Source organism: Sphingobium sp. JS3065 (genome assembly GCF_026427355.1).
Lineage (GTDB): Bacteria > Pseudomonadota > Alphaproteobacteria > Sphingomonadales > Sphingomonadaceae > Sphingobium.
Genome location: NZ_CP102665.1, coordinates 279,757 through 293,340, shown reverse-complemented (window position 1 = coordinate 293,340; position 13,584 = coordinate 279,757). Strand labels below are relative to the sequence as shown.

The 13,584-nt window shown below is 63.3% G+C and carries 10 protein-coding genes; 7 read left to right on the top strand and 3 right to left on the bottom strand.

The features are described 5' to 3' along the window. Positions 1–26: 26 nt before the first annotated feature. The 3 genes from NUH86_RS18725 to NUH86_RS18715 are packed head-to-tail and all read right to left on the bottom strand — an operon-like array spanning position 27 to position 5,686. On the bottom strand, positions 27–1,403 hold the full coding sequence (locus NUH86_RS18725; RefSeq protein WP_267252826.1) for an efflux transporter outer membrane subunit: 1,377 nt from the start codon (positions 1,401–1,403) through the stop codon (positions 27–29). Beyond that, the gene (locus tag NUH86_RS18720; RefSeq protein ID WP_267252825.1) at positions 1,400–4,537 is read right to left on the bottom strand and encodes an efflux RND transporter permease subunit; all 3,138 of its coding nucleotides are present in this window, start codon (positions 4,535–4,537) and stop codon (positions 1,400–1,402) included. The genes NUH86_RS18725 and NUH86_RS18720 overlap by 4 nt, the downstream gene beginning before the upstream one ends. 12 nt (positions 4,538–4,549) lie before the next feature. Continuing rightward, positions 4,550–5,686 (bottom strand): efflux RND transporter periplasmic adaptor subunit, encoded by a 1,137-nt coding sequence (locus tag NUH86_RS18715; protein WP_267252824.1) that lies wholly within the window; start codon positions 5,684–5,686, stop codon positions 4,550–4,552. Between the two features lie 241 nt (positions 5,687–5,927). Between NUH86_RS18715 and NUH86_RS18710 the strand changes: the two genes are divergently transcribed. From NUH86_RS18710 to NUH86_RS18680, 7 genes are all read left to right on the top strand, one after another. Beyond that, positions 5,928–6,650 carry a response regulator gene (locus NUH86_RS18710; protein ID WP_267252823.1) on the top strand — a complete coding sequence of 241 codons (723 nt, stop codon included), beginning with the start codon at positions 5,928–5,930 and terminating at the stop codon, positions 6,648–6,650. After that, on the top strand, positions 6,647–8,017 hold the full coding sequence (locus tag NUH86_RS18705; RefSeq protein WP_267252822.1) for an ATP-binding protein: 1,371 nt from the start codon (positions 6,647–6,649) through the stop codon (positions 8,015–8,017). The genes NUH86_RS18710 and NUH86_RS18705 overlap by 4 nt, the downstream gene beginning before the upstream one ends. 107 nt (positions 8,018–8,124) lie before the next feature. Beyond that, a complete protein-coding gene (locus tag NUH86_RS18700; RefSeq protein WP_267252821.1) occupies positions 8,125–8,403 on the top strand; it encodes a hypothetical protein in 279 nt (92 codons plus the stop codon). Continuing rightward, positions 8,400–10,343: a PrkA family serine protein kinase gene (locus tag NUH86_RS18695; RefSeq protein WP_267252820.1), complete on the top strand. Its 1,944-nt coding sequence runs from the start codon at positions 8,400–8,402 to the stop codon at positions 10,341–10,343. The genes NUH86_RS18700 and NUH86_RS18695 overlap by 4 nt, the downstream gene beginning before the upstream one ends. Before the next feature lie 20 nt (positions 10,344–10,363). Further along, the gene (locus tag NUH86_RS18690; protein ID WP_267252819.1) at positions 10,364–11,671 is read left to right on the top strand and encodes a YeaH/YhbH family protein; all 1,308 of its coding nucleotides are present in this window, start codon (positions 10,364–10,366) and stop codon (positions 11,669–11,671) included. Beyond that, a complete protein-coding gene (locus NUH86_RS18685) occupies positions 11,668–13,209 on the top strand; it encodes a SpoVR family protein (protein WP_267252818.1) in 1,542 nt (513 codons plus the stop codon). Before NUH86_RS18690 ends, NUH86_RS18685 begins: the two co-directional genes overlap by 4 nt. A gap of 164 nt (positions 13,210–13,373) precedes the next feature. Continuing rightward, positions 13,374–13,577, top strand: coding sequence for a hypothetical protein (locus NUH86_RS18680; RefSeq protein ID WP_267252817.1), 204 nt, complete (start codon positions 13,374–13,376; stop codon positions 13,575–13,577). The last annotated feature ends 7 nt before the right edge of the window (positions 13,578–13,584 follow it).

The window sequence follows — 13,584 nt, the reverse complement described above, 5'->3', positions numbered from 1 at the left end:
GCAAACTTCCGACGTTGATAGAACCGTCATCCTCCCGCGAAATCCGCGCCGATCACGCGATAGAGCAGGATGCGGTTGCGGATCAGCGTTAAGTTCGTCGCGATGGCGCTTTGCCGGGCGTTGTAGAGGCTGCGCTGGCTGGTCAAACTGTTGAGGAAGGTGTCGATGCCAGCGCGATAGCGTTCGTCCGCCAGGGCGTAGCTGCGCTGGCTGGCGAGGACCAGGCGCTGCTGCGCGGCCTGCTGATCGTCTATCGTGCCTTCGCGGGCCAGGGCGTCGGACACTTCCTGGAACGCGGTCTGGATCGCCCTTTCATATTGGGCAAGGCTGATGTCGCGTTGCGCCTTGCTGTAGTCGAGATTGCCCCGCGCACCGCCGCCGAAGACCGGCATGGAGGCGGACGGCGCGGCGGACCAGGCGAACCCGCCGTTGGTGAAGAGCGAGGACAGGGCCGAACTCGCCACGCCGATGGCGGCCGTGAGGCTGATCTTCGGGAACATGGCGGCGCGGGCCGCGCCGATATCGGCATTGGCGGCCTTGAGCTGATGTTCCGCCTGAAGCACGTCGGGGCGTTGCAGCAGCACGTCGGAGGAAAGGCCTGCGGGCGTCTTCGCGATGCCCCCGGTCAGCGCTTCGAGCGATGGGGGCAGCAGGGCGTCCTCGACCGGTGCGCCGGCCAGCAGGTCGAGCGCGTTCCGGTCCTGCGCCACTTGGGTAACGTTCGCGGCGATGTCGCTGCGCGCCTGTTCCACCGTGGTTTCGGCCTGATGCACGTCCAGCTTGCCGGTCAGCCCCGCGCCGTTCAGCGACTGGACAAGAGCCAGTGTGCGTTCGGCGCTGGTCAGGGTCTGGCGGGAAAGGACAAGCAGTTCCTGGTCGGCGGCCAGTGTCGCATAGGCAGTGGCCGTCTCCGCGATCAGGGTGATGCGGGTCGCCCGCGCCCCTTCCTCCGTCGCGAGATAGGATTCCAGCGCCGACCGGGTCAGGTTTTTCACCCGGCCGAACAGGTCGATCTCAAACGCGCTGAAGCCGATGTCGGCGCTGTAGCTATTCTGGCGGTCGTCGTTCCGGCGGGAAAGGGTGGCGGCTGCCTCGCCCGTGACGGCGGGAAGCTGGGCGGCGCGCTGGACCTGATATTGGGCGCGGGCGGCCTCCACATTGGCGAGCGCGGCGCGCAGGTCGCGATTATTGGCGAGGGCACGTTCGATCACCGTCCTGAGGCGCGGATCGGTCACCAGAGCGGTCCAGGGCAGTCCTGGCTTTTCAGTGGCGACCACAGGTGCATAGGCCGGACCGCTGGGGAAACCGGCAGGCACGGGCGGCGCGGGGCGAACATAGTGCGGCGCCATGTTGCAGGCCGACAGCGCGGCCATGGAGGACAAGGTCAGAAGGGCGCGCTTCATGCCGGAACCTCCGTGGCGGGAGCGGGCTGCTGGCCCTTGCGGTTGAAGATGCGCATGATCGTCAGGAAGAAGAGCGGGACGTAGAAGATGGCGAGCACGGTCGCGGTCAGCATGCCGCCGACGACCGCCGTGCCGATGGCGACACGGCTCTGCGCGCCCGCGCCGGTCGCGATGGCAAGCGGGAGGACACCCGCGATGAATGCCAGCGAGGTCATCAGGATCGGCCGGAATCGAAGGCGCGCAGCCTCCAGCGCGGCGGCCGTGGCGTCCTTCCCCTGCAGATAGGCAAGTTCGGCGAACTCCACGATCAGGATCGCATTCTTCGCGGCCAAACCCATGGTGGTCAGCAGGCCGACCTGGAAATAGATGTTGTTTTCCAGCCCCCGCAGCGTCACCGCCAGCACCGCGCCGATCAGGCCGAGCGGGATGACCAACAGCACCGCGAGCGGGATAGACCAGCTTTCATAAAGAGCGGCGAGGCACAGGAACACCACCAGCACCGACAGGCCGTAGAGCAGCGGCGCCTGCCCGCCGGAAAGCTGTTCCTGAAAGGACAGGCCGCTCCAGGCATAGCTGGTCCCGGCGGGAAGCTGTTGCTGCAACTTCACCATTTCATCCATCGCCTCGCCGGAACTGGCGCCGGGCGCGGCCTGGCCCTGAATTTCATAGGCGGGCTGGCCGTTATAGCGCGACAGGGTGGTCGGCCCCATCGTCCAATGGGCGGTGGCGAAGGCGGAGAAGGGCACCATCTCGCCCGTGGCGGCGGACCGCACCTGCCAATTGTCCAGGTCGGTCGGCAGGGCGCGGAATGGCGCGTCGGCCTGCATATAGACGCGCTTCACCCGGCCGCGGTCGACGAAATCGTTGATATAGGTACTGCCCCAGGCGGCGCTCAGTACATTGTTGACGCTGCTTTGGGTCAGGCCAAGCACGGCGAGCTTTTCGGAATCGATGTCCACCTTGAGCTGGGGCGTATCCTCCAGCGTGGCGGCGCGCACGCCCGCCAGTTTGGGATTGTCCGCCGCCGCCTTCATAAGCTGGTTGCGCAGCGCGAGGAAACGATCACGGCTGAGGCCGCCGCTGTTGAGCAGTTCGAAGGTGAAACCGTTGGACTGGCCCAGGCCGCGAATGGGGGGCGGGGTCATGGCCAGCGCCTTGGCGTCGCGGATCGCGGCAAGCTGCTTCGTGGCGCGGTTCGCGATCATCGTCGCGCTGTTGGCCATGCCTTTGCGCTGGTCCCAGGGGGAGAGGCTGATGAAGCCCTGCGCCGTATTTTCGCCCTGGCCCGCGAAGCTGAAACCCTGGGCAATGAAGATGAAATCGGCATTGTCCTTTTCATCGTTCAGGAAATAATTCTGGATGCTCTCCACCGCCGCCGCGGTGCGGGATGATTTGGCGCCCGCAGGCAAGGTGACCTGAACCATCACCTGCCCCTGATCCTCCACCGGCAGGAAGCTGGTGGGCAGGCGGACGAAGAGCAGCCAGAGCAGCGCGAGCAGGACGGCATAGCCGATCCAGAAGAAGGTCCGGCGGCCGATGAAGCCGTTCAGCCGCGCCATGTAACCGCGCGTAACCCGTTCGAACCAGCGGTTGAACTTGCCCGTCCAGCCGCGGTCGCGATGCTCCTTGGCTATGGGTTTCAGGATCGTGGCGCAAAGCGCGGGCGAAAGGATCAGCGCCACCAGCACCGACAGCAGCATGGAGGAGATGATGGTGATCGAGAATTGGCGATAGATGACGCCGGTCGAACCGCCGAAAAAGGCCATGGGCAACAGCACGGCGGACAGGACCAGAGCGATGCCGACCAGCGCGCTGCCGATCTCCTCCATCGACTTGATCGTGGCGTCGCGGGGGGAAAGCCCCTCTTCCTCCATCAGCCGCTCGACATTTTCGACCACGACGATGGCGTCATCGACCAGCAAGCCGATGGCCAGCACCATGCCGAACAGCGTCATCGTGTTGATCGAATAGCCGAACAGCGCCAGCACGCCGAAGGTGCCGAGCAGCACCACCGGCACGGCGATGGCGGGCACCAGCGTCGCGCGCCAGCTTTGCAGGAAGAGGAACATCACCACGACCACCAGGCCGACGGCCTCGATCAGCGTCTGGACGACTTCCTCGACCGACAGCTTGATGAAGGGCGTGGTGTCGCGCGGATAGACCACGGTGTACCCATGGGGCAGGTCGGTGGACAGCGCCTCCACCCGCGCCTTGACCAGTTCGGCGGTCTTGAGCGCGTCGGCGCCAGGCGCAAGCTGGATCGCCATGCCCGACGCGGGATGGCGGTTCAGATGGGCGGAGGAAGTGTAGCTTTCATTGCCCAGTTCAACCCGCGCCACGTCGGACAGGTGGACCACCGATCCGTCGCTCTGCGTCTTGACGACGATGTTGCGGAACTGTTCGGGCGTCTGCAACCGCGCCTGGGCGGTGACGGTCGCGTTGATCTGTTGCCCTTCGGGAGCGGGGTCGGCACCGATCTGACCGGCGGAAACCTCTATATTCTGGGCGGCGATGGCGCTTTGCACATCGGACGGCATCAGCTTGACGGTGGCGAGCTTGTAAGGGTCCAGCCAGATGCGTATCGCATATTGCGAACCGAATATCTGCGAAGACCCCACGCCGTCGATGCGGGCGAGCGAATCCTGGAAATTATTGACCAGATAGTCGGCGATATCGGTCTGCGATGCCGTGTCGGTCCTGTCGTAGAGGCCGACCAGCATCAGGAAGTCGGTCTGCGACTTGGTGACCGTCAGCCCCTGCTGCTGCACGGCGTTGGGCAGGCGGCTCAGCGCCTGTTGCACCTTGTTCTGCACCTGCACCTGCGCGGTGTCGGGATCGGTGCCCTTCTTGAAGGTGACGGTGATCCGCGACTGGCCGTTGGCGGTCGAGGAGGAGGAGAAGTACATAAGGCCGTCGATGCCGGTCAACTGCTGCTCGATGACCTGGGTGACGCTGGTTTCGACGGTTTCGGCCGATGCGCCCGGATAGTTGGCGTTGATGTTGACCGACGGCGGGGCGATGTCCGGATATTGGGCGATCGGCAGGGTCAGCATCGCGCCCAGGCCAGCCATCATGACGCCGATGGCGATGACCCAGGCGAAGATCGGCCGTTCGATGAAAAAGCGGCTGAGCAAGGTCCGGCTCCCTTACTTGCCGGTCGGGCTGGCGGGGCCGGCCTGATCGATGGCCACGGCCTTCACCTTGTCGCCCGGCTGCACCTTGTCGGTGCCTTCGACGATCAGCCGGTCGCCCTTTTGAAGCCCGGCTGTGATCAGCCATTTGTCGCCCACCGCCTGCGCGGCGGTGACGATGCGGCGTTCGACCTTGCCGGATTTGTCCACGATCAGCGCGGTGGCGTTACCCTTCGGATCGCGGCTGATGCCCTGTTGCGGCGCGAGGATCGCGCCCGGAACCACCGATTGCGGCGCGACGACGCGGACGAACATGCCGGGCAGCAGCAGGCTGTCCGGATTGGGGAAGCGCGCGCGCAGCGTCACGGTGCCGCTGTTGGGATCGACGATCGGTTCCGCAAACTCGATCCGACCCTCCAGCGGATAGTCGGTCCCGTCGTCCAGTTTCAGGCGAATGACGGCGCTGGCGGGCAGCGCCTTGCCGTCGGCCAGCGCCCGGCGCAGTTGCAGCAGTTTCGCGCTGGATTGCGTCACGTCCACGAAGATCGGGTCAAGTTGCTGGATGGTGGCGAGCGCCGTCGCCTGGCTGGCCGTCACCAGCGCGCCCGGCGTGACCGAGGATCGGCCGATGCGCCCGCTGATGGGGGCGCGGACCTGCGTGAAATTGAGGTTGATGCCCGTGGTCTGGAGCGTGGCTCGGGCCTGCTGCACGGCGGCGGCGGCCTGGCGGGCGGTGGCGATCACATCGTCGCGGTCCTGGGCGCTGACCGCCTCGCTCTGGCCCAGCGTGCGATAGCGGTTCGCTCTGGCCTGCGCAGCGGCGGCGGTCGCCTGCGCGCTGGCCAGGGTAGCCTGCGCCTCGTCGCGGGAGGCGCGGTAGAGCGAGGGATCGATCTGGTAGAGCGGCTGGCCCGCCTTCACATAGGAACCCTCGGTGAAGAGGCGCTTCTGTACCACGCCCGCGACCTGCGGCCGAACCTCCGACATCATGGTGGAGGCGGTGCGGCCGGGCAGTTCGGTGGACACCGTCACATCCTGCGTCGTCAGCGTCACCACGCCGACCTCCACCGATCCCTTTTTCGGCGGTTCCCTGTGCCCGCAGGCGGCGACCAGGGCGCAAAGCGCGATGAGGGCGGGGAAGCGGCTGAGCATGGGCGGCGGAAGGGTCCAAAATCACGAGAGGAATCTTCGCCCGGCGCAGGGGGAGGGAGGGCGCGCCGGGCGAAGGTCGGCGCCATCGATGGCGCCGACCCTGGTTCTCATGATCGCTTGGCGCGTACCATGGTAGCGCGACTATTTGTCCCGATGGTTCAATCTGTAGCGGATTGTATCTTTATGTATCACGCGGGCGGCAGGCGCAGACGCGGCGCGAAAATGCGGTTAGAAAGCGATCATGTCCGATCCGTCCCGTCCGCCCCGCGTGATTGTCGTCGATGATGATGAGGATATACGGGATCTGATCGTCGGGCAGCTTGCGCAGGAACAATATGAGGTGTTGGCGGCGGGCAGCCTGGGCGAATTGCAGCCGTTGATGGCGGCGCGTGCCGTCGACCTGATCGTGCTGGACCTCAATCTGCCCGACGGCGACGGGTTGTCGCTGTGCCGGGAATTGCGGGCGCAGGGCAGCGGTGTTCAGATCATCATGGTGACGGCGCGGGGCAGCGCCGTCGACCGGGTGCTGGGACTGGAACTGGGCGCCGACGACTATCTGACCAAGCCTTTCGAACCGCGCGAGTTGCTGGTGCGGGTCCGCAACCTGTTGCGCCGGTCCCGCAACGAAGAACCGGTGCGGCAGAAAACGGCGCGGATAGCCCGTTTCGGCCCCTGGCGGCTGGACCTGTTCCAGCGCCGCCTGATCGCCGGCGACGACCGGCTTATCATGTTGTCCTCCGCCGAATTCCGGCTGCTTTCCCGCTTCATCGAGGAACCCAATGTCGTGCTGTCGCGGGAGGCGCTGGTGCCGGAGCGGCGGGCGACGGCGGCTTTCGACCGGTCGATCGACCTGCAGGTCAGCCGGTTGCGGCAGAAGCTGGCCGACAGCCCCGGCGGCGACGGCCTGATCCTGACGGTGCGCGGCGAAGGCTATGTCCTGGCCAGCACGGTGAATTACGAATGATCGTTCCGGTCGTGGCGCGGGCGCGCAATTTCTTCGGATCGCTGGTGGGTCAGATATTCCTGCTGCTGACGGTCGGCATGATCGTCGCCGCCATGATGTCGCTGCTGGTCGCGGAGCAGGCCCGGCATCTGGATTTCGAGCGTTGGCGTTTGCAGCGCGTGGTGGCGAGCGCCGTCGACATAGCCCAGCGCCTGAGCCACGATCCCGTCCGGATCGAGGCGATGCTGGACGACCAGCGGATCATGGGCGCAAGGACAGCGCCCAGCGGAATCGCCCTGACCGACCCGAACCCGGCATTGGCGCATGCGCTGGAACTGCGATTCGGGCCGCAATCCCACCCGGAAGCGGGGCAGGTGCCGGCGGGACTCTGCTTCCCTTCGAGCAGGGCCGATCCGAACAACCGGGCGGCCGGGCTGATCGATGCGCCGCGGCCCGATTGCTGGGTCGTTCGTTTTACCGACGGGACGGGCGAACGGCGGTCGCTTGCCCTCTATCTGCCGCATCTGGTCAAGCCGCCCAGCAATCTCGCCAAGCCGGTCTATCTGCTGCTGATCCTGCTGTCTTCGGCGGGGCTGGCGATCGTCGTGGCGCGTTTCGTCGCCAAGCCGCTGCGCCGGCTGGAGCGGGCGGCGGAGGCCTTTTCGGTGTCGATCGATCCGGAGGAAATCCCCGAGCGCGGACCGGAAGAGGTGCGGGCGGCGCTGTCGACCTTCAACCTGATGCAGCGCCGGGTACGAGCGGGCTTTGCCGAGCGGACGCAATTGCTCGCGGCGATCAGCCACGACCTCCAGACGCCGCTCACTCGCCTGCGCCTGCGGCTGGAACTGGTGGAGAATGAGGAATTGCGGGCGCGGCTGTTGCAGGATCATCAGGCGATGATGACGCTGGTGCGCGAGGGGCTGGACCTGGCGGCGAGCACGGAGGCGCAGGAGGACTGGTCGGTGATCGACATCGATTCGCTGCTCACCAGCATGGCGGACGATGCGCAGGATCTGGGAGCGCCCGTGCGTTTCCTGGCGGGCTGCGGGGGGACCGTGCGGGTCAAGCCGAACGCGCTGACGCGCTGCGTCAGCAATCTGGTGACCAATGCGGTCAAATATGGCGGCAGCGCGGACATCAGTTGCACGCGGCAGGCGGGACGGGTGCTGATCGAGGTGCGCGACCATGGGCCTGGCATCGCGCCGGATCAACTGGACCAGATGTTCGAGCCTTTCACCCGGGGAGCGGCGGGTCAGCCGGGCGGGCGGCCGGGGACAGGCATCGGCCTCACCATCGCGCGGTCGCTGGCGTTGAGTTTCGAAGCGTCCGTGCGGTTGGCCAATGCGCCGGACGGGGGGCTGGCCGCCACCATCGACATGAGGGCCTGAGCGTCGATCGGAACTCAGGGCGGGATCACCCCGCGCAAGGGAACCAATGCGGCCTTGGCGAGATTATCTCCTTTACCCTCTTCCCTCTCAAGGCCTCAGGTGACACTATGCATCAGATCGCGGCGGGGGAACGTCGCGCCGATTTGAATGCTGCATGGCGGCGGCGTGGCAAAGATGTTGCCGGCCGCAAGATGATGGTCGTGCAAATGCCGGAAATGCTCTTGCGTCGCCGGAAAAGCATCGTGCGTTCTTTTGCTAAGAAATTTGCAGATGAACTTTCGTACAGATTTGAATTTTTTGATCTGCCATCGTTGTATTGCACTGTTTTTACAGACCATATGGGTCTATATATATTCCATGGCTACTTTAGCGGGAGTCGCCAGTGACCAAGAATGAGCTGTTTTCCAGCTTCACGCGGAAGTTCGACGATCGGCGTCAGGCCGAAATGTCCATCGAAGATTATCTGCTGGGATGTCGCAACGATCCATTGATGCACGCATCGGCGCCGGAGCGATTGCTGGCGGCGATCGGCGAGCCGGAGATCGTCGACACCTCGCGTGATCAGCGGCTGGGCCGGATCTTCATGAACCGGACGATCCGGCGCTATAAAAGCTTCACCAATTTCTACGGCATGGAAGGGACGATCGAACACATCGTCAGCTTCCTGCGCCATGCCAGCCAGGGATTGGAGGAACGCAAGCAGATACTCTACCTGCTGGGGCCTGTGGGCGGCGGCAAATCGTCGCTGGCGGAGCGGTTGAAGGCGCTGATGGAGGTGCATCCCATCTATGTGCTGAAGGCGGGGGACGAGATCAGCCCGATCTTCGAAAGCCCGCTCGCACTGTTCGATGCCGAGCAGCACGGCGATTTCATCGAGGAAAATTACGCCATTCCACGGCGGCGCCTGACCGGCATGATCAGCCCCTGGTGCCGCAAGCGGCTGGACGAGTTTGGCGGCGACATCTCACAGTTCAGGGTCGTCAAGATGATGCCTTCCCGTATGCGGCAGGTGGCCATCGCCAAGACCGAGCCGGGGGACGAGAATAACCAGGACATCAGTTCGCTGGTCGGCAAGGTCGACATCCGCAAGCTGGAGATGCTCTCCCAGAACGATCCCGACGCCTACAGCTATTCCGGCGGCCTCAACCGGGCGAACCAGGGGATGCTGGAATTCGTCGAGATGTTCAAGGCGCCGATCAAGATGCTCCACCCGTTGCTGACCGCGACGCAGGAGGGCAATTATATCGGCACGGAGAATATCGGCGCCATTCCCTATAATGGGATCATCATGGCCCACTCCAATGAATCGGAATGGGCGAATTTCAAGAACAACAAGAATAACGAAGCCTTTATCGACCGCATCTACGTCATCAAGGTTCCTTATTCCTTGCAGGCCACCGAAGAACGGCAGGTTTACGAAAAGTTGTTGAGGGAATCCGACCTCAACAAGGCGCCCTGCGCGCCGGGGACTTTGGATATGCTGGCGCGCTTTTCGGTGCTGACCCGGTTGCGGGAGCATGAGAACAGCAATCTCTACTCCAAGATGCGCGTCTATGACGGAGAGATGCTGCGGGAGATCGACCCGCGCGCCAAGAGCATCCAGGAATATCGCGACGCGGCGGGCGTGGATGAGGGCATGGCGGGCATTTCGACCCGTTTTGCCTTCAAGGCGCTGTCGGCCACCTTCAACCATGACACGATAGAGATTGCCGCCGATCCCGTGCATCTGATGTATGTGCTGGAAGGGATGGTGCGGCAGGAACAGTTCCCGGCCGAGGTAGAGGCCCGCTATCTGGAATATATCAAGGGCGAACTGGCGCCCCGCTACGCCGAATTTATCGGCAATGAGATCCAGAAGGCCTATCTCGAATCCTATCATGATTACGGGCAGAATCTGTTCGACCGTTATGTCGCCTATGCCGATGCGTGGATCGAGGATCTGGACTTCAAGGATCCGGATACCGGACAGCTTCTGGACCGGGAGGTCATCAACCAGGAACTGTCCAAGACCGAAAAGCCCGCGGGCATCGCCAATCCCAAGGATTTCCGGAACGAGGTCGTCAAATTCGCGCTGCGCATGCGGGCGAGCAATGACGGACGCAACCCGTCATGGACCAGCTACGAGAAAATCCGCGAGGTCATCGAGAAGCGGATGTTCAGCCAGGTCGAGGACTTGCTGCCGGTCATCAGCTTCGGGTCGAAGAAGGATGGCGACACCGCGAGCAAGCATGACGAATTCGTCGCGCGGATGATCGAAAGAGGGTATACTGAGCGGCAGGTCCGGCGCCTTGTCGAATGGTATATTCGCGTGAAGCAGGCCGGTTGATGGAGGGCGCATAAGCCACCATGCACATAGTCGACAGACGGCTGAATCCAGGAGGCAAGAGCCTGGTCAACAGGCAACGCTTCCTGCGGAGGGCGAGGGCCTATGTGCAGCAGGCGGTGCGCGACAGCCTGAAGGATCGCAGCATCAAGGATCTGGACAAGGAAGGCCAGATTTCGATCCAGCGCGACGTGATCCACGAACCGACGCTGCATCGCGCCGCGCAGGGCGGCAGTCGCGAACGGGTGTTCCCCGGCAATCACGATTATATGGAAGGCGACCGGATCAAGCGGCCCGATGGCGGCGCGGGCGCGGGGTCGAAGGCCGGCCAGGGCGAGGGGAATGACGATTTCCAGTTCGCGCTCAGCCGGGAAGAGTTTCTGGACCTGTTCCTGGACGATCTGGAATTGCCGGACCTGGCCAAGCGTCGGCTGATCGGCGGGGCGGTCGACGGCATCCGGCGGGCGGGCTATTCGACGGCGGGAAACCCGTCCAACCTGTCGGTTCCGCGCACCATGCAGAAGGCGATGTCGCGGCGGCTGGCCCTGCGCCGTCCCAAGGGCGCCGATCTTGCCCGCATCGAGGAGGAAATCGCGCTGATCGAGGCGCGCGAGCCTGCCCTGCCTGACGATGCCGTACGGCTGGAGGCCCTGCGCGAGGAACGGTCGACCATCATCCGGCGGCGCAACCTGATCGCCTATATCGACCCCGTCGATCTGCGCTACCGCCGGTTCGAGACGGTGCCCAAGCCCGTGGCGCAGGCGGTGATGTTCTGCCTGATGGACGTTTCCGGCTCCATGACGGAGCATATGAAGGATTTGGCGAAGCGCTTCTTCGCGCTGCTGCACCTGTTCCTGTCGCGCTGCTACGAGCATGTCGAGGTGGTGTTCATCCACCATACCGACCGGGCGGCGGAAGTGGACGAGCAGACTTTCTTCTACAGCACGGTGACGGGCGGGACGCTGGTTTCCAGCGCGCTGGAGAAGCTGATCGAGGTGGTGCAGGAACGCTTCCGGCCGGACGACTGGAACATCTATGTCGCGCAGGCGTCCGACGGCGACACCATGCAGTCCGACAATGGCCGGGTGGTCAGCCTGATGCAGCAGGAAATCCTGCCGTTCAGCCAATATTTCGCTTATCTGGAGGTCGGGCGCGAGGAGTTTGCCGATATAGAGTCTGTCGGAACGGCGACGGGACTGTGGCAGGCCTATGCCCCGGTCAGCGAGGCGAACCGCAATTTCGTGATGCGCAAGGTGCATCACCGGCGCGAAATCTATCCCGTCTTCCGCGAGTTGTTCCAGCGCAAGGGCGTGGCGGAGCGTTCGGCATGACGGTCGCTTTGGCACCGGCCCCGCTGTTCACGGGCAGCGACTGGGACTTTTCCCTGATCAACCGCATCCATGACACGATAGAGCCGATCGCGCTCAAGGAAATGAAGCTGGATATCTATCCCAACCAGATAGAGATTATCAGCGCGGAGCAGATGCTGGACGCCTATTCCTCCATCGGCATGCCGCTCTTCTACAAGCATTGGTCCTTCGGCAAGCAGTTCGTGACCAATGAAATGATGTACCGCAAGGGGCTGCGCGGCCTGGCCTATGAACTGGTCATCAACTCCGATCCCTGCATCAACTATCTGATGCAGGAAAACAGCGCGACGATGCAGACTCTGGTCATCGCCCATGCGGCCTTTGGGCATAATCATTTCTTCAAGAATAATTATGTCTTCAAGCAATGGACCGATGCGGAAGGGATTCTCGACTATCTGGAGTTCGCCAAGCGCTATATCGCGCAATGCGAGGAACGCTATGGCCAGTTGCCGGTCGAGCGGGTGCTGGACGCCGCCCATGCGCTGATGAACCAGGGCGTCCACCGCTATCCGCGCATCCGGCCGAGAGACCTGAAGGCCGAGGCGGCGCGCGAGGCGGAGCGACAGGCCTATCGCGACCGGATTTACGACGATCTGTGGCGCACCGTGCCCACCGGCGCGAAGGCGGACTCGATCCCCAGCGATGCAAGGCGGGCGGCGCTTGGCCTGCCGCAGGAGAATGTCCTCTATTTCCTGGAGAAAACGGGGCCTTTACTGCAAAGCTGGCAGCGGGAAATATTGCGCATCGTGCGGCTGATCGCGCAATATTTCTACCCGCAGCGCCAGACCAAGGCGATGAATGAGGGATGCGCCACCTATACCCATTACCGCATCATGACGACGCTGCATGAACGAGGCTGGATCACCGACGGTTCGTTCATGGAATTCCTCTCATCCCATACCAATGTCGTCTATCAACCCACTTATGATTCAGGCCATTTTAGTGGCTTCAATCCCTATGCCCTGGGTTTCGGCATCATGTCGGATATCGAACGCATCTGCCGGGAGCCGACCGAGGAAGACCGGGAATGGTTCCCCGAAATCGCCGGATCGGGCGATGCGATGGAGGTACTGAAGGACATATGGGCCAATTATCGGGATGAAAGCTTTGTTTCGCAATTCCTTAGCCCGCATCTGATCCGGCAATGGCGGCTGTTCAAGATTCTCGACAAGCAGGGCGAGTCGGAACTGCGGGTTGACGCCATTCATGACGAGCGCGGTTATCGGCGGATTCGGCGCTCTCTGGCGCGGGAATATGAAATCGGGCGGCAGGAACCGGACATACAGGTGGTCGATGTCGATCTGGCCGGGGATCGCAAGCTGATCGTGGAACATGCCATGCTGGACGGCGTGCAACTGGATCCGGGCGACGCCGCCATGGTCCTACAAAATCTGGCGAATCTATGGGGTTATGAGGTTCTGCTGAGGGAGGTCGACTCCGAAACGCGCAAGGAATTGAAAAGCCACAGCGCGCAGCCCAATGCGGGCTGGTTGCGCTGAAACGGTGCGCCGGGGGGACGGACGCTGGAGGCGTAGAAGATTCCATTTTCCATCGACCTTCGGAACGGCTAAGTTAGCCGCCGGTTTTCGTGGGCGAGATTTGATCTGTCGCTCTGCCAAGGCGATGGAGAGGATGAGTCCTGCGACAGGCAGGAGTTCGATTCATGACGCATGCTCTCACTCCAGAAGAGTGTCTTGACCGGGCAAGGATGCATGATCAGTTGGCGGCGACGACCGCCGATGCCTCGGCGCGCATGATGCATCAGGCCATGGCCGCCGAATTCCGCCGCCGGGCCGAAATGGCGTCCGATGGCATGCGGCAGGCAGCCAGCAGACCCATCATCGAATTGATGCCTAACGTCGCTTGACGGCTTC